General features: G+C 34.0%; 18 protein-coding genes. 3 read left to right on the top strand and 15 right to left on the bottom strand.

Annotated features, from left to right (window positions below; all coding sequences use genetic code 11):
* Positions 1 to 31: 31 nt before the first annotated feature.
* From OLM51_RS16265 to OLM51_RS16200, 14 genes are all read right to left on the bottom strand, one after another.
* The gene (locus tag OLM51_RS16265) at positions 32 to 310 is read right to left on the bottom strand and encodes a DUF2805 domain-containing protein (protein ID WP_213259456.1); all 279 of its coding nucleotides are present in this window, start codon (positions 308 to 310) and stop codon (positions 32 to 34) included.
* Between the two features lie 120 nt (positions 311 to 430).
* Positions 431 to 1,258, bottom strand: a complete 828-nt coding sequence (locus OLM51_RS16260; protein WP_264551649.1) for a sterol desaturase family protein — start codon at positions 1,256 to 1,258, stop codon at positions 431 to 433.
* A 200-nt stretch (positions 1,259 to 1,458) separates the two neighbouring features.
* A complete protein-coding gene (locus OLM51_RS16255; protein ID WP_264551648.1) occupies positions 1,459 to 1,701 on the bottom strand; it encodes a GlsB/YeaQ/YmgE family stress response membrane protein in 243 nt (80 codons plus the stop codon).
* Between the two features lie 50 nt (positions 1,702 to 1,751).
* On the bottom strand, positions 1,752 to 2,459 hold the full coding sequence (gene aqpZ / locus OLM51_RS16250; protein ID WP_264551647.1) for an aquaporin Z: 708 nt from the start codon (positions 2,457 to 2,459) through the stop codon (positions 1,752 to 1,754).
* A gap of 33 nt (positions 2,460 to 2,492) precedes the next feature.
* A complete protein-coding gene (locus OLM51_RS16245; RefSeq protein WP_264551646.1) occupies positions 2,493 to 2,849 on the bottom strand; it encodes a DoxX family protein in 357 nt (118 codons plus the stop codon).
* Positions 2,850 to 2,936: 87 nt separating this feature from the next.
* The gene (locus tag OLM51_RS16240) at positions 2,937 to 3,836 is read right to left on the bottom strand and encodes an EamA family transporter (protein ID WP_264551645.1); all 900 of its coding nucleotides are present in this window, start codon (positions 3,834 to 3,836) and stop codon (positions 2,937 to 2,939) included.
* 225 nt (positions 3,837 to 4,061) lie between these two features.
* The gene (locus OLM51_RS16235) at positions 4,062 to 5,195 is read right to left on the bottom strand and encodes a peptidylprolyl isomerase (protein WP_264551644.1); all 1,134 of its coding nucleotides are present in this window, start codon (positions 5,193 to 5,195) and stop codon (positions 4,062 to 4,064) included.
* A 33-nt stretch (positions 5,196 to 5,228) separates the two neighbouring features.
* Complete coding sequence (locus tag OLM51_RS16230) at positions 5,229 to 6,305, bottom strand: peptidylprolyl isomerase (protein ID WP_264551643.1); 1,077 nt, start codon at positions 6,303 to 6,305, stop codon at positions 5,229 to 5,231.
* Between the two features lie 15 nt (positions 6,306 to 6,320).
* Positions 6,321 to 7,010: a gliding motility-associated peptidyl-prolyl isomerase GldI gene (gene gldI / locus OLM51_RS16225; RefSeq protein WP_264551642.1), complete on the bottom strand. Its 690-nt coding sequence runs from the start codon at positions 7,008 to 7,010 to the stop codon at positions 6,321 to 6,323.
* 6 nt (positions 7,011 to 7,016) lie between these two features.
* Positions 7,017 to 8,021: a DHH family phosphoesterase gene (locus tag OLM51_RS16220; RefSeq protein WP_264551641.1), complete on the bottom strand. Its 1,005-nt coding sequence runs from the start codon at positions 8,019 to 8,021 to the stop codon at positions 7,017 to 7,019.
* 115 nt (positions 8,022 to 8,136) lie between these two features.
* Positions 8,137 to 9,393 (bottom strand): voltage-gated chloride channel family protein, encoded by a 1,257-nt coding sequence (locus OLM51_RS16215; RefSeq protein ID WP_264551640.1) that lies wholly within the window; start codon positions 9,391 to 9,393, stop codon positions 8,137 to 8,139.
* Positions 9,394 to 9,545: 152 nt separating this feature from the next.
* On the bottom strand, positions 9,546 to 9,929 hold the full coding sequence (locus tag OLM51_RS16210; RefSeq protein ID WP_264551639.1) for a RidA family protein: 384 nt from the start codon (positions 9,927 to 9,929) through the stop codon (positions 9,546 to 9,548).
* 155 nt (positions 9,930 to 10,084) lie between these two features.
* Positions 10,085 to 10,390, bottom strand: coding sequence for a chaperone modulator CbpM (locus OLM51_RS16205; protein ID WP_264551638.1), 306 nt, complete (start codon positions 10,388 to 10,390; stop codon positions 10,085 to 10,087).
* Positions 10,383 to 11,300: a J domain-containing protein gene (locus OLM51_RS16200; protein WP_264551637.1), complete on the bottom strand. Its 918-nt coding sequence runs from the start codon at positions 11,298 to 11,300 to the stop codon at positions 10,383 to 10,385. Before OLM51_RS16200 ends, OLM51_RS16205 begins: the two co-directional genes overlap by 8 nt.
* Positions 11,301 to 11,606: 306 nt before the next feature.
* On the opposite strand from OLM51_RS16200, the gene OLM51_RS16195 reads away from it, so the two are divergent.
* Entirely contained in the window at positions 11,607 to 12,320 is a 714-nt protein-coding gene (locus OLM51_RS16195) for a hypothetical protein (RefSeq protein WP_264551636.1), read from the top strand.
* A 98-nt stretch (positions 12,321 to 12,418) separates the two neighbouring features.
* On the opposite strand, the gene OLM51_RS16190 is transcribed toward OLM51_RS16195, so the two are convergent.
* Positions 12,419 to 12,946, bottom strand: a complete 528-nt coding sequence (locus OLM51_RS16190) for a hypothetical protein (protein ID WP_264551635.1) — start codon at positions 12,944 to 12,946, stop codon at positions 12,419 to 12,421.
* A gap of 221 nt (positions 12,947 to 13,167) precedes the next feature.
* Here OLM51_RS16190 and guaA point away from each other — a divergent pair, with 221 nt between their 5' ends.
* Positions 13,168 to 14,697: a glutamine-hydrolyzing GMP synthase gene (gene guaA / locus OLM51_RS16185; protein WP_264551634.1), complete on the top strand. Its 1,530-nt coding sequence runs from the start codon at positions 13,168 to 13,170 to the stop codon at positions 14,695 to 14,697.
* A 61-nt stretch (positions 14,698 to 14,758) separates the two neighbouring features.
* Positions 14,759 to 16,675, top strand: coding sequence for a LysM peptidoglycan-binding domain-containing protein (locus tag OLM51_RS16180; protein ID WP_264551633.1), 1,917 nt, complete (start codon positions 14,759 to 14,761; stop codon positions 16,673 to 16,675).
* Positions 16,676 to 16,729 lie beyond the last annotated feature (54 nt).

Genomic DNA, 16,729 nt, shown 5'->3' with positions numbered 1-16,729 from the left:
AAAAAAACTCCTGAATTTCAGGAGCTTTATTTTAGTCAAATTTGTTCTTAATGTAATATTTACCATCCAGATCTTCATCAAAATCATCAATTTTAACGGGTTTTGGTTTTGGTTTATTTGCAAGAGCCTTCTTTTTCCACATTTCAAATTTTTCAAGAGGCATTTTCTTCTTCAAAATTTCCAGTACTTCTTTTTCTGCCAATCCAAACTCTTTCTTAATGATCTCAAATGGATTTTTTTCTTCTAAAGCTAACGAAACAAGTTTTTCAGTTTGTTCCCAATTCAATTCTTTGCGGTTACTCTTTTTCATCTCGTGAAAATTAATTCAAAATAGAGGTTAATGATTAATAGATTGATTTTCATTTTATATATCAATATTAATAAAAAAAATAATTAGTTGGTTCGCTCAGGGATATTTTTTTTACTGATTTTAACTGTTTTTTTTCGATCCCGATTTTTGAAACGGAATTTGCAATAAATTTTGCAATTTATTGTTTTCTTCGGGCTTCATATGAGTATCAACCCCATATATCAGTTCATCTTTTGGTAAGGTTGTAAAAGTGCCAAATAAACGATCCCATACCGAAAAAATGTTTCCGTAATTACTGTCGGTATAAGGCAGCATATAATGATGATGCACTTTATGCATATTGGGAGAGACAATAAAATAACTTAGCCATACATCCAGTTTAGCAGGAAGCGAAATATTAGCATGATTAAATTGTGAGCCTATTACAGATAAGGACTGATACAGAAAGACCATCCACATTGGACTTCCCACAATTAAAACGCCCAAGGTTGTAAATAGAAAACGAATAACACTTTCGCCCGGATGATGTCGGTTTGCAGTAGTGGTGTCAATCCAGGTATCGGTATGATGAATAAGATGAAAACGCCATAAAAATTTTATTTTATGTTGTACAAAATGTGCGAGATAAGCTCCAATTAAATCTAATAAAAGTAATCCAATTAGGGTATAAAGCCAGATAGGTAATTCAGGAAGCCATTGTAGTATCCCAAAATTGTTATCAGTAGTCCAGGCTGCAGTTTTAATTAAGATAAATGCCAGAATAAAATTGACTATTATAGTCGTAATAGTAAAGAAAATATTAATACCTGCATGATGCCATTTACGATACTGCATCTGAAAAAGCGGAAACGTATTTTCAATTAGCCAAAAAAGGGTAATTCCTCCGATCAAAATCAAACTTCGATGTGTAGACGGAATTGTACTGAAATAATTAATAATTTCATTCATAATTAAGCAATGTATTTGCTCAAATGTAATAAAATTGATGAAATAACAATGTTTTTTTTAGGGAATTTATTGCTAAAGGAGTATTTTGTTGAAGAAATCTGTTTTGTTCTGTTGTGTGGTAAAAAAAAGAGAAAAAAGGTCATTTAGACTTCTTTTTTCTCTTTGTATATTCTAATGAGTAAATTATTACTTTACTGTATTTATGCTTTTTTGATCAGGCTAATAATGAATAGTAAAACCCAGGCACCTCCAGCGGCAATTAGAATTTGCCAAAGAAGTCCGCCGCCGCCAATACCCAATTTTCCGGCGATCCATCCACCGACAAATCCACCAATGATTCCAACAATGATATTGCCAATTAATCCAAAACCAGCACCTTTCCAAACTTGACCGGCTAGCCATCCTGAAACTGCTCCTATAAGTAAAAAATATAAAAATTCCATATATTAAATTTTAGTGTTAATAATAATGATTGGTTTGAGTTACTGTGCAATTAAGCCTCAGCATGATTTTGCAATAGGTTTTTATATATAAACCCGGCGACTATAGCTCCCAGAATTGGAGCAACCCAAAATAACCAAACCTGTGATAATGGTTCACCGCCAACAAAAATGGCCTGAGAAAGTGATCTCGCAGGGTTAACAGAAGTATTTGTAATTGGAATACTGATTAAGTGAATTAAAGTTAAAGCTAAACCAATAGCGATACCGGCAAATCTGCCATTTGCAAATTTGTCTGTAGCTCCCAAGATTACCAAAAGAAAGAATAATGTCAATACAAATTCAGCAATAAAAGCAGATTGTAATGAATATCCATCTGGAGAAAAAGCTCCAAAACCATTTGATGCAAAAGCCCCCGCTTTTGTATTGTCAATTACAAATCCGGCTTTGCCTGATGCAATCGTATACAATGTACCCGCAGCAGCAATAGCACCAACGCATTGAGCAACAATATAAGGTACAAGATCTTTTGCTGAAAATCTTCCGCCAGCCCATAAGCCAAAAGAAACCGCAGGATTAAAATGCCCTCCTGATATATGTCCTACAGCATAAGCCATTGTTAAAACAGTTAAACCAAATGCTAAAGCAACACCTGCAAACCCAATTCCGAGATCAGGAATTCCAGCTGCAAAAAGGGCGCTTCCACAACCTCCAAAAACTAACCAATAAGTTCCAAAAAACTCTGCAAATAATTTTTTCATAATTAAATAATTTTAGATTAATAGATTTGATTGTTAACAGGTATATTGATATGCCCAAAAAATCAAAACAAATTGTAAGGGCAAACGTACAAATAAAATCCAATTTGGTAAACCAAAACTCGCTTTTTTATTTTGAAACATGTAAATGTTGGCTGGGAATACAGCAATCAACAGAGCAATAATTCCCCATGCTGCAAAACTTTTTGCAACAGGAAGAAACAGGAGCGCACCCAATATTATTTCGGCACCTCCGCTTAAGTTATTTATTAATTTGGGATTCTTAAATTGTGGCGGAATGATTTTAAAATACATTCCGGGTTTTCTGAAATGATTGATACCGGCAAGGATATATAAAAAAGCCATTAAATATAAATGCCAGGGTATATTCATGATATCTTGTTGTTTATCACGAATTTATAAAAAAATTAACAATTATTGCATTACAAGAGCTTTTTTTTTAGCACTTTGCAAAAAGGATTATTTTTTAGTCTTAAAATTTATGTTCATTATAATGATGGCAAGAATGATCAAAGCAATCCCAACCCATTGTAATAAGATCACTTTTTCATTTAAAAGTACAAATGCCATAGTAACAGAAACTGGAAGTTCAAGAGCAGAAACGATGCTTCCAAGGCCAATTCCGGTTAACGGGAAACCAGCATTCATAAGCATAGGAGGGATGATTGTTCCAAACAAAGACAAAATAATTCCCCATTTAAGGAAGATTTCCAGATTAAAAGTTTCTGTTTGAGTAGCCAATGCAAAAGAAAATACAATTACTGCACCACCTAAAAGCATGTATAAACTTCGTTGTGCCGATGAGATTTCGGTAGCAACGCGATTTGCTGTAAACATAGTAGTTGTAAAAGAAGCAGCAGCACAAATGCCCCACATAATTCCTCTCCAATCCAGATGAAAATCAGCATGGATAATATTTGTAGCTAAAGCAGTTCCGATAAGAACAATAAATACTGCAATCACTTTTTGTTTTGAAGGTAGTTTTTTTTCTAAAATCATTTCCAGCAAAACTCCCATCCAAACGGTTTGCATTAATAAAACAATTCCAATCGAAACCGGAATATATTTTACAGCCAGATAGTAAAACAAACTAGTCATTCCTAAAGAAGTTCCGGCAAGCATTAATTGAAAGATATTTTTTGAAGTTGCTTTTTTTACAACTTTATCTTTATTTTTTATTTTTTGAAAGGTATTGATAAGTAAAATTCCAATTATTCCTAAAACAAATTGGGATGTTGTTACTTCGGCTGTAGTAAATCCTTCAGAATAGGCCATTTTTACAAAAGTGGCTAACATTCCGAAAGTTGTAGCTCCTAAAGCAACTAAAAAGACTCCTTTTAATACATTGTTTTGTGACATTTGAAATTCCTGTTTTAAAAATTAAGGCCGGCAAAGGTAAGGTATTTTGTTCAGGATTTAGCATAAAATCAACGCAAACGTTATTGTTACTATCGTTTGAGGGGGCAGAATTGTTTTGTGTTTTGAGAATTTAATAGAAAACCAGCATCTGTTATTAAAAAAAATAAAGCCATCAAAAATTGCTAATTGATGGCTTCGTTTTTTATTTAAAAGAATCAGTATGAATTATTTGTTCGGCTGATTTTTATAGGTTTCAATTTCAAAAATCAAAGTAGCATTTGGTGGAATTACACCTCCGGCACCTTTTTCACCGTAAGCTAAATTTGATGGCAAAATAAAAGTTGCTTTCTCTCCGTCAGTCATCATATCTAATGCTTCAATAAAGCCGGGAATCATTCCGTCTTTTTTGCCTACTGTAAAAGGAAAAGCTTTGTATCCGCCTTGTGCATCTCTGCTGGCATCATATTTACCGTAAGCTTTTGCTACACTGGCCATACTGCTGTCAAAAAGAGTTCCGTCTTCAAAATAACCTGCATAGTGAAAATAAATAGGAGATCCTTCAGCGTCTTTAACACCAGTTCCTTTTTGTGTAATTACATATTTTAAACCAGAAGCAGTTGTGGTTGCTTTTGCTTTACTTGCTGCAAAATAAGCTGCTTTTTGGGTTACTACTTTTTGAGCTTCCAGTTTTTTTGCTTCTCCTTTTTTAGCATCATCAGCAATCACTTTCAAAGCGTCGAATTTTTTAGCAGCTGCACCTTTACGGGTAATTGTAATTTTTGTCATGATATCATCCTGAACAATTTTATTTACATTGTCCATTCCAGATACTACATGACCAAAAATGGTGTGTTTTCCGTTTAACCATGGAGTTTCTTTATGTGTAATAAAAAATTGACTTCCGTTTGTAGCTGGCCCCGAATTTGCCATTGCCAGTATTCCGCCTTTATCAAATTTTAGTTCTTCTGTAAATTCATCTTTAAAAGAATAACCAGGACCACCCGAGCCATTTCCGTCAGGATCTCCACCTTGAATCATAAAATCATTTATAACTCTGTGAAATTTTAACCCATCATAAAATGGTTTCCCTTTTAGTTTCTCTACTTTTAGATTTGGGTTTTTTCCTTCTGCCAATAAAATAAAGTTGGCAACTGTAACAGGAGCTTTTACATATTCTAAAGAAAGAACAATGTCTCCTTTTGTAGTTGCAATAGTAGCAAAAATACCCTCATTTGGATTTGCTTTTACAACTGCTTTTGTTGTTGCTGCTGCCTTTGGTTTTGTTGCAGGCTTTTTTGTTGTTTGTGCCTGTAGGTTTGCAACAGCAAGGCAAAATAAAAATAAAAATTTAAACTTCATTTTGTTTAGAATTTAAGTTTATGTTAGTATGTACTATTGTGGCTTTTCTAATAATTGAATCTCGAAAATGATATTTGCATTTGGCGGAATTACTCCCCCTGCGCCAGTTGCTCCGTAAGCCAGATGAGATGGAATAAAAAGAACTGCTTTGTCTCCAAATGAAAGTTGCTCAATTCCTTCGATAAATCCGGGAATCAAACCGTCTTTTTTTCCTGCCTGAAATGGAATTGGCTGATAACCGTGTTGTTCTGCTCTTGCCGGATCATATTTTCCGAATGCTTTTGCTACATCTTCAATGCTTGCATCAAACAATGTTCCGTCTTCAAGGAATCCTGCATAGTGAATGTATACCTGTGTTCCGATAGCTGGTTTTTTACCTGAACCTTTTTCAGTAATTACATATTCTAGTCCAGAATTTGTTTTGGTTGCTTTTGCTTTCAAAGCCGCATAGTAAGCTACTTTTTCTTTTTGAGCTCCTGCATATTTACTTTTTTCCTTTTCAATATCTGAGAAATAATCATGAAAAACTTTTACAGCATCAAACTTTTTAGCAGCTTCACCATTTCTGATGATTGTTACAGAAACAATTGTGTCACCTTGTTTTACTTTATTTACAACCTCTTGTCCTTTTTCAACCACATGACCAAAAATAGTATGTTTTCCGTCTAACCATGGCGTTTCAACGTGCGTGATAAAAAACTGGCTGCTGTTGGTGCCCGGACCATTGTTTGCCATTGCCAGAACACCAGCTTTGTCAAATCTTAAGTCTGTGATTTCATCTTTAAATTTATATCCTGTATCACCAGAACCAGTTCCTTCAGGGTCTCCTGTCTGGATCATAAAATCTTCAATAACTCTGTGAAATTTCAGCCCATTATAGAATGGTTTGCCTTTAAGATATTCTTTTGTTACAAACTCGTTTTTACCTTCTGCAAGGGTTACAAAATTGGCTACCGTAATAGGTGCTTTTTTATAATCTAATTCAACGATAACATGTCCTTTGTTTGTTTCTATATCGGCGTATAAACCATCAGGTAAATTGCTGTGTTCGTCTTTACAGGAATAAAATGAGGTCACGGCTAATAGTAATAATAAAATACTCTTTTTCATTTTTAAAATGTTTTTTTAAGGGTTTATTGTATCTTTTTTCGGTTGAGCAGAAGGTTTTACAGCAGCTGGTTTAGGTGTTGCCGGTTTTGGTGTTTGTCCTGCCGGAGTCTGAGCTGTTGCAGTTTGACCTGCAGGTACAGCTGTTTTTGGAGCAGTAGGATCCGGAACAAAATTTCGTAGCGTTACCGTACAAATTAAAGATTGGTTGGTTCCAATTTTGTTATTGTCACCATGATAGCCATAAGCGATATGTGACGGAAACAAAAAGGTAACCGTTTCATTTTTATGCATTAATTTGATTCCGTCTCTCAGACCCATCATAATATCCTGCTTGTCTACAGCATAGGTTTGAGGCCCAAGTTCCGTTTCTGAGTAAATAACTTTACCATTGATATCTTTTATTTCTAAGTTGAAATAAGCAATATCTCCTTTTCGTGGTGTTTGAGTTTCATTTAAATTTCGCTCATCATAAGAAAACCAATATCCTTTTCTGGTGGCATAATATTTTACCTTAGGGTTATTTTTTATGATTTTTTTGATGACACTTTCTTCATTGGCTACTAATTTCTTATTTCGGTCAGCCGATTTTTTCATGAAAGTTCCTGAAGTTCTCGAAAGCGGTCTTCTGGCTTCTTCATGATGCTTGCAACTCACCAATAAAACAGCAAAAAGAAAACTGCAAATACCCAGTTTTAAGTAATTCATAGTTGGTTATATTTTTAGTTTAGTTACTAAATCTTCAAATTTATTTAATGTTTCTTCCATAGATAAGTCCGATTTTCCACCGGCAGCATTGCTGTGTCCTCCACCATTAAAATGATCTCTTGCAAATTGATTTACATCAAATCCGCCTTGTGAACGGAAAGATATTTTGATGATTTTCTCGTCTTTATTTTCGATAAAAATAGCAGTAAAAACAATACCTTTTATACTTAAACCGTAATTTACAATTCCTTCAGTATCACCTTTTATATAATCGAAAGAATCCAATTCGGCTTGTGTAAGCGAAGTGTAAGATGTTTTATGCTCATCCAGAACTTTCATATTCTGCAAAGCACGGCCTAACAATTGAAGACGGCTGTATGAACTGTTGTCAAATAACAGAACAGGAATTTGAGTATTCTCAACTCCTAAATCAATCAATTCAGCAATAATACGGTGCGTGTTGCCCGTGGTTCCCGGGAAACGGAATGAACCTGAATCAGTTAGGATTCCTGTATAAATGCAAGTTGCGATTGTTTTATCAATATCTTCTTTTTTGTTTAAAAAATTGATAAAGTTATAAACCATTTCACAAGTTGACCCGTAAGAAGTATCAGAATACGTATAGGCCGCATAATCATCAGGTTTTTGGTGATGATCAATCATGATAAACGGAGCAGTTAGCTTTGCTAAAGTATGTTCCATTTCGCCTGTACGATGCAGGGCATTAAAGTCAAGTGTAAAAATTAACTCAGCTTCTTCTAATATTTTTGTACAGTTTTCAGTGTCTTTTTCAAATATTTTTACCGTTTCAGAACCTGGAAGCCAGGCTAAGAAATCTGGAAAATCATTTGGTGCAATCACCGTTGGCTGATGATTATTTTTTAATAAAAAATGGTATAAACCTAAGGTAGAGCCCATGGCATCGCCATCTGGGCCTCTGTGCGGAATTATTGCAATCTTCTTTGGGGTAGCAAGCAACAATTGTATTGCCTGTATATCTTGTATTTTCATAGTGTGCGAATTTACATTTTTTTAATGTAATGTTGAAATCATTTTGCAGATTAACACACTTTTAAGTTAGGAGTTATGAGTTATGAATTTTGGAATTTAAGTTTTGGCATTTTAATTACAGATGTTCTAATTCTTCTTTCTTAAATCGCTGATACAATTTATACTTTGCTCCCTTGACAATCTGTGATTTATAGATCCCAACAGAACCTGATGAAAAATAAGCAATTGTACAGGCAAGAGCAATGAAAATTCCGGGCTGAATGCCAAATAATTCCATTCCCATAATGGTGCAGGCGATAGGAGTGTGTGTGGCTCCGGAGAATACCGCAACGAATCCTAAGCCGGCCAAAAGCGCAATTGGCATTGGAATAATTAAAGAAAGTGTACTTCCTAAAGTGGCACCTACAAAAAATAAGGGAGTAACTTCTCCTCCTTTGAAACCGGCACCTAAAGTAAATCCGGTAAAAAGAATTTTAAGTAAAAAATCATACCATTCGTTTGGACTAGAAAAGGAATCTACAATCACAGGAACTCCAAGTCCTGAGAATTTGGTGAATCCAAAACCTGCAATTGCGATCGCTAAAACAACTCCGCCAATAGCGGGACGCAGCGGCGGATATTTAATGTTTTTAGTGAATAAGGAGCTCCAAAAATGAGTACTTCTGGCAAATAATAAAGCAGCAAAACCAGATAATAAACCAATAATTATGGTGTAAAATAAAGTACTGAAATTAATTTCTGAAACAACTGGAATACTGTAGTGGGTATGTTTTATTTCCCAAAATTCTACGGTGAAATAAGCTGCATAAGCCACTACAAAAGAAAGAACGATACTTTTGAAATTGATTTTACTAAAATATAAAACTTCTAAAGCAAAAATAGCACCTGCCAAAGGTGTTCCAAAAACAGAAGCAAAACCGGCACTGATTCCGAGAATAATTAAAATTTTACGTTCTGAATGGTCTAATTTAAAAATTTTAGTGAATTGATCAGCAATTGCGCCTCCCATTTGTACCGCAGTTCCTTCTCGTCCGGCAGAGCCCCCGAATAAATGGGTAAGGAGGGTTCCTAAAAGAACCAAAGGGGCCATTTTGAAAGGGATTACTTTTTGTGGATTTTCGTATTCTTCAAGCAACAGGTTATTTCCTTTAACAACAGATTGTCCCCAGTAATAATAACTTAAGCCAACTAAAAATCCGCCAATAGGCAAAAGCCAGATAATCCAGTTATGGTGAATTCTAAATTGTGTAACCCATTCTAGAGCAACTAAAAAAAATGCAGATGCAGATCCTGAAAACAGGCCAATTAAAGCACAAATAATAATCCATTTAGGAACGGAAAGCAGGATTTGTTTTGGGAATTGGAAAGCCATTAATTTTTTGTGATGTTTTTCTAGCCACGAATTTCACGAATTTTCACGAATTAAAAGGAAAAAAACATTTTTAATCCATTATCCCGATAACTATCGGGAGTGGCTAAAAAATAATTAGTGGAAATTAGTGTAATTCGCGGCAAAAAAAAGTATTACTGTACTACAGCTGTAAACTCAATTTCAACCAAATATTCCGGTGCAACTAATTTACTGATTTCATAAAAACCTGTAGTTGGTTTTACATCTCTAAAAAAAGCAGAATGTGCTCTGGCAACATCTTCAAAAGTATTTACGTTAGTTGTAAAAATACGGGTTCTGATTACGTCTTTAATTCCAACGTTTAAGTCTTCTAAAACTTTTTCAACACGTTCAATTATATTATAGGTCTGCGCATAAGCATCGTCAGCTTTTACTTTTTCGCCATCAACAATTGCCACTGTGCCTGAAACTTCGATGATATTGCCAATTCTTACTGCACGGCAATATCCCATTTTGTCTTCCCACGGTGATCCTGTCAAGATGTTTTCTCTTTTCATTTTTTATGTTTTTTGAATTTGTTTGGTTTTTTTTAAAACAAATTCAGGTTAGTTAATAACACCGCAATTTATGAAATATGCTTGGCAAAATCAGTTGAATTTGCTTAAAATCAACATGCAAATTGTTCTTTTTTGTGATATTTTGAGCATCGGTTTTATTCTGTAAAATGTTGCTCAAAAAGACGAAGCTTATTTTGGGTTGAAGTTAAATCTTGTTGCAAAGCTTCGATTTTATTCAATAAATGAGCGATAGCATCAATTCCTTCCATGTTAATTTTCAGGTCATAATGAAGACGAATCATTTTTTCTACAGCAGGCAATTGTTTCGGATGAAAATACTGTTCTTCTTCTTGCGAAATAATTTCAATCAAACCGTAATTATTCAATTCTGTTATAAATGTATTTTCAATTTCGTGATACAGACAAAACTGTTTTATCAGGATTAAGTTTTTGCTACTCATGATTTCTTATTTTAGCTAATTCTTGAAATAATTCTTTTTCTTTTTGGGATAATTTAGTTGGGATTTTTAGGTTGTAGGTAATGTACAAATCACCAAATTGATTTTCCTTTTTATAAACCGGAAAGCCTTTTCCTTTCAGTTTAACTTTTGTTCCAGTTTGGGTTTCTGCGGGTACTTTTATTTTTACCTTTCCATCAAAAGTATTGACAAAAATCTCTCCGCCCAGAACGGCTGTGTATAAATCCAGTTCGACATCGGCATATAAATTATTTCCTTCTCGTTTAAAGTCTGAACTATTAGCAATGGTGAAAGTGATATATAAATCGCCATTTGGGCCACCATTCGCTCCAGGTCCTCCATGTCCGGGGATTTTTATTATTTGTCCGTTTTCGACTCCGGCCGGAATGGTAATTCGGATATTCTTACCGTTTACCGTTAAGCTTTGTTTATGTGTGGTATATGCAGATGCTAAATCTAATTGTAATTCGGCATTAAAATCCTGCCCTCTGTATTTAGACTGGCTTCGGCTGCTTCGCCCGGAACCGTACATAGAATTGAAGAAATCCGAAAAATCACCACCACCAAAATCACTACCTGAAAAATCAGAATAATTTTGACCGCCTTGCTGTTGTCTTGAGTATTGTTGCTGATTTGGATCGTAACCTGCTTTTTCAAATTCATCGGCATGTTTCCAGTCTTTTCCGTATTTATCGTATTTTTTGCGATTCTCCGGATTACTCAAAACCTCATTTGCTTCGTTTATTTCCTTGAATTTTTGTTCTGCCTCTTTATCATTTGGGTTTAAATCCGGATGGTACTTTCGGGCAAGTTTTCGATACGCTTTTTTGATTTCAGCTTCAGTAGCGCTTTTTGTAATGTCCAATGTTTTATAGTAGTCGATATAATCCATTTTATCAATTTTTTTATAAACGTAAATTAAAACACTGAATTTAAGAATAAGTTACTTACTGTCAAAGTAAAGCTGTTGTTTTATAATAAAAAAAATGAAAAATAACTTTAGAATATTCGTACAATACTATTTGGTTTTAATGTGGTGCTTAAATTTTTGGCAGGTTTTTTGTATCCAAAAATTTGCCTAATTTATTGTTATAAAAACCTTAAAGTTAAAGTGACTAAGTAAATTATGCTATTTTTGCTTTGCTATACTATTTATTTTATAAAAATTATAAAAGCCGATTTCGATAAAACTTTTTCAATGAAGCACATTTTATTTTTCATATTATTTTTTACTGCTGTAACGGTATCAGCCCAAACTGAATTTAGTACTAAATACAAGAGTATTCCTGCTCCAAAGTTTAGTGCGAAACCTAAGAAGACACCTATTCCGCAGGTAAAAGACCCGCAGGCTGATAATTTGGATATTCCAGGTATAAAAACACCAAATGTTTACGATAATACGAGTATAACTCCAAAATCAAGATTCCAGATTGGCGAAGAGAAAAGTAAATTCACGATGTCAACCGAAACAGAATTTGCAAACCCAGGTGACCGCTATGTGGCAAAAATGGAAAAAGATTTAGACAAAGCCTTAAAAGATGCCGGTTTAAGAGAAGGAAGAGGAACACTTGTAAAGAAAAATATTTCATTAGGAGATTTCAAAACCAAGTCACAATATTTTATCGTGAAATTTCGTGATTTTGGTGCAATCGATGGCGATTTGGTAAAAGTGTCCAATAATGATTACGTAATCAGGGATCAGATATTTCTGGATTCTAATTTTAAAGATGTAAAAATAAACCTTGTTGACGGATTCAATAAATTAGATTTTGAGGCCTTAAATATTGGTTCGTTAGGAGGAAATACTGCCGAAATACAGGTTTACGATGACAAGGGCCAATTGATCACCAATGATTATTGGGATAATTTGGCGGCTGGTTTTAAAGCATCGATTATTGTTACGAAAGAATAGCTTTATAAAGATTCAAAGCAATAAAGGTTCAGAGAGACAAAGTTTTTACGCTTCGTTAATCTCTGAACCTTTGTTGCTTTGAGCCTTTTTTCTGAAAATTAAAAAGGATCTGCAGTAACCTTAAACTTCATATCTGCTTTTATTGTCACATCTTTTGTTAATGTTTCTTTTAAAGTTACTTTAGTTCTTATTTTGTAACTATCAGCTTTAATGTATTGATCTAGTTTTTTATCCGTACAGATTAAATCAATTGTATTTGTTGATGCATTAATATTGTCCTGATAAGCTAATTCTATTTCATCAGAATCTGTAGTGGAAATGTATAAATGAATTGATTTTAAAAACGTAAAAGTTTTGTCTGAAGGCTCTGTAATGGCTAATTGAAGTGATCTTAATTTAACATCTTTTACAAGACTGGCTTTGGTTTTGTTGTTTTCAAATTGAGCTGATGAATTTGTGGTTACTTCCGGAGTGACAATCTCAGAGGGCAAATTGATTGGAGAAGTACTTTTGATTTTGATCGAAGTTTCATTTGAAATATTGAACGTCAATAAATCATCAACAGCATTGCAGGAGCTTAAAAATAAAGATAAAAAGAGAGAAAGGGCAATTAATTTTGATTTCATAGTTAAATTTAAATAGGGTTTTTCGATAAATACGAAATAATCGGGTTTTTGGATTTTTTTGCGAAGATACTAAGTTGCTAAGATTCTAAGGAGCTAAGTTTTTTATTTTTTGAGGTTTAAAAAAGGCTCAGAATCTTAGCGTCTTAGCACCTTAGAACCTTTCAGTAAAAAAAAATCAAAAATCAATTTTTCAATTTCGAATATAAAAAGTACTTTTGCGCATGCAACACAACGTACTTATTTTAGATTTCGGATCGCAATATACTCAGCTTATTGCGCGTAGAGTTCGCGAATTAAATATATTCTGCGAAATTTTCCCTTACAATCACTTTCCAAGTGATTTATCACCTTATAAAGCAGTAATTCTGGGAGGAAGCCCATTTTCTGTTCGTGCAGAAGACGCTCCACATCCTGATTTATCTCAAATTCGTGGTAAACTTCCAATGTTGGCAGTTTGTTATGGAGCGCAATACTTAGCTCACTTTAGCGGTGGAGAAGTAGCAGCTTCAAATACCAGAGAATATGGTAGAGCTAATTTATCTTTTATTAAAGAAAATGAAACTTTCTTTGACGGAGTTTCAGAAAACAGCCAGGTTTGGATGAGCCATAGCGATAGTATCAAAGCACTTCCAACAAATGCTGTAAAATTAGCGAGCACACACGATGTAGAATATGCTGCATATAAAATTGAAGGTGAAACAACTTATGCAATTCAGTACCACCCGGAAGTTTTTCACTCTACTGACGGATCAAAAATGCTGGAGAACTTTTTAGTGAAAATTGCCGAAGTTCCTCAAAATTTTACACCAAATGCTTTCGTAGAAGAAATGGTGGCAGAATTAAAAGAGAAACTTGGGAATGATAAAGTAGTTTTAGGATTATCAGGAGGAGTAGATTCTACTGTAGCAGCTGTTTTATTAAACCAGGCTATTGGTAAAAATCTGTACTGTATTTTCGTAAATAACGGTTTACTTCGTAAAAACGAATTCCAAAACGTATTGGATCAATATAAAGGAATGGGATTAAACGTGAAAGGTGTTGATGCCGGAGATCGTTTTCTTTCTGAACTTGCAGGAATCAGTGATCCTGAAACCAAACGTAAAACCATTGGACGTGTATTTATTGAAGTTTTTGATGATGAATCACATTTAATTGAAGACGTAAAATGGTTAGCGCAAGGAACAATTTATCCTGACGTAATCGAATCGGTTTCTGTAAAAGGACCGTCGGCTACAATTAAATCACACCATAATGTTGGTGGATTGCCAGATTATATGAAATTAAAAATTGTAGAGCCACTTAGAATGCTTTTTAAAGATGAAGTGCGACGAGTTGGAGCTACATTAGGAATAGATCCTGAATTATTAGGAAGACACCCTTTCCCGGGACCAGGATTATCAATCAGAATTTTAGGAGATATTACACCAGAGAAAGTACAAATTTTACAAGATGTTGATTCTGTATTTATCGAAGGATTAAAATCTTGGGGATTATACGACAAAGTTTGGCAGGCCGGAGCAATTTTGCTTCCTGTAAACAGTGTTGGAGTAATGGGCGATGAGCGTACATACGAAAAAGTAGTAGCGCTTAGAGCGGTAGAATCTACAGATGGTATGACTGCTGACTGGGTTCATTTACCTTATGATTTCTTAATGAAAGTGTCTAATGACATTATAAATAAAGTAAAAGGCGTAAATCGTGTGGTTTACGATATTAGTTCAAAACCACCTGCAACAATTGAGTGGGAATAGTAAGATTTTTCAAATTAAGGCGTTACATTTGTAATGCCTTAATTTTTTAAACCTACTATTTATGAGAGAATTTTTAACATTTTTTCTTGTCTTTATTTTGTCTTTTAACAGAATAATTGCGCAAGATTCATTTATTGAACACAAAATTCAAAAGGGAGAAACCGCTTATTTTATAGCCCAAAAGTATAAGGTTTCGATTGATGAGATTTACAAATTCAACCCTGAATCGCAAAGTGGAATCAAAGACAATCAAATAATTAAGATTCCGGTTCACGCTGTAGAAAAGCAAAAACAAGAGCAACAAATTACCCATATTGTTGGTGCAAAAGAAACGCTTTACGGTTTATCTAAACAATACAATGTTTCTGTAGAAACAATTCAGGAAGCAAACAAAGACATTCTTGCAAACGGACTCCAAATCGGGCAGGAACTTGTTATTCCGCAAAATACTTCAAATCCTTCTAAAACAGAAAATGCTACTTCTTCAAAAGTAACGCATTTGGTTATTGCAAAAGAATCTTTATTCAGTATTGCCAGACAATATAATGTCTCGGTTCAGGACTTAGAAAACTTAAATAAAGACTTGTTGCAAAACGGATTGCAAATAGGACAAACGATTGTTATACCAAATAAGAGAAAAACCCTGGACGGAAGAGTTCGTATTATCAATCAGGAAACTGTTTTTCATGTCGTAGAGCCAAAGGAAACAAAGTTTTCGATTGCTAAAAAGTTTGGAATCTCAATTGAGCAATTAGAATCTCAAAATCCTGAAATTGTAAATGGTCTGGTGGTTGGAAATAAATTAGCCATTAATACAAAGGAAATTAAACCTGCCAACGAAAGCGAAGAATTAATGATGGCTTTGGCAGAAAAACAAGTTGTAGTTGAGAAAACAAAAGCGAAAACAGTTGAGCTTGAAGATTTAAAAGACAGATTGGTGATTCAGAAAGAAATGAATCAGAAGATCATTAAAATCAATGACCTGAAAGTCAATCTGAATGATATGAATGGCTCTAAAGAGAATTCGGTTGAAAAATTACGTTTGGTTTTAGAAGCCAATAAAAATGTACAGGATATTTTGATGGCCAAATTGGACTCGTTGGTAAATACGATGAATAATGATTTGGTGGAACTAAAACGTATGGATATTTTGAATGTTGATGAATCTAAACGTCTGGAAAAACAATCGTCTGAAAGTATTGGAAAAACAAGTGAATTATCTTCTCAATTAAAAAAGGAACTGGCAGAAAACCGAAAAGCCTACGCCGGTTTGATGAATAAAGTAGAAAAAATTGCCGTTGAAGAAAATCAGGAGTACAAGAAGAAAATCCGCGAAAGCGAAAAAAATAACAATGTTGCTTCTATACAACAACGCCTTTCTTTAGAAGAAATTAAACGTTATAAAATCGAGCAGGAGCAAGGTGATGCACAAAATCAGTTATTAATTGCTAAAATTGATTCATTAGATATTCAGAAAAAAATCGAAGTTAAAAGACATATCAGCAAAGCTTCTTATTATAGTATGGAAGCCAGAAAATTTGATGATAAACTGGCTTTGGTTAAACTGAAAAAGTATCAGGATGAAGCGATTAAAAAACAAAGCAAAACAAATGCTGCCGAGGCTTCAAAAACAGTTTCATTGGAAGAAATGAAACGCGAATTGGAGCAAAACCCTCTTAAAAAGGATAAAACGGTACAGGTTGAAGTTTTTGATAATCTTAAAGAAGTTTCAAATGGGTATTACTTAGTTTTAGGTATATTTACAGACGCAACATTGCGCGATAAGTGTATTATGAAACTTATTGATTCTGGTGATTTTAACGCTAGTTTCTTTTTCAATATTAATAGTCTTTCGTATTATGTTTACTCAGATAAGTTCCAAAATATGGAAGAAGTTCTGTATAAATGCAAGAAAAAAGAGGAAGATGAGTTATATAAAAAGATTGTTATTGCTAAAGTTGAAATTGATCTCAGATAATAATTTGCATCTAATTAACATATGGCGCGAATCTTGCTTTGAGTAGAATTTAGT

Source organism: Flavobacterium sp. N2038, assembly GCF_025947185.1.
GTDB lineage: Bacteria > Bacteroidota > Bacteroidia > Flavobacteriales > Flavobacteriaceae > Flavobacterium.
This window is presented reverse-complemented; position numbering and strand designations above follow the sequence as displayed.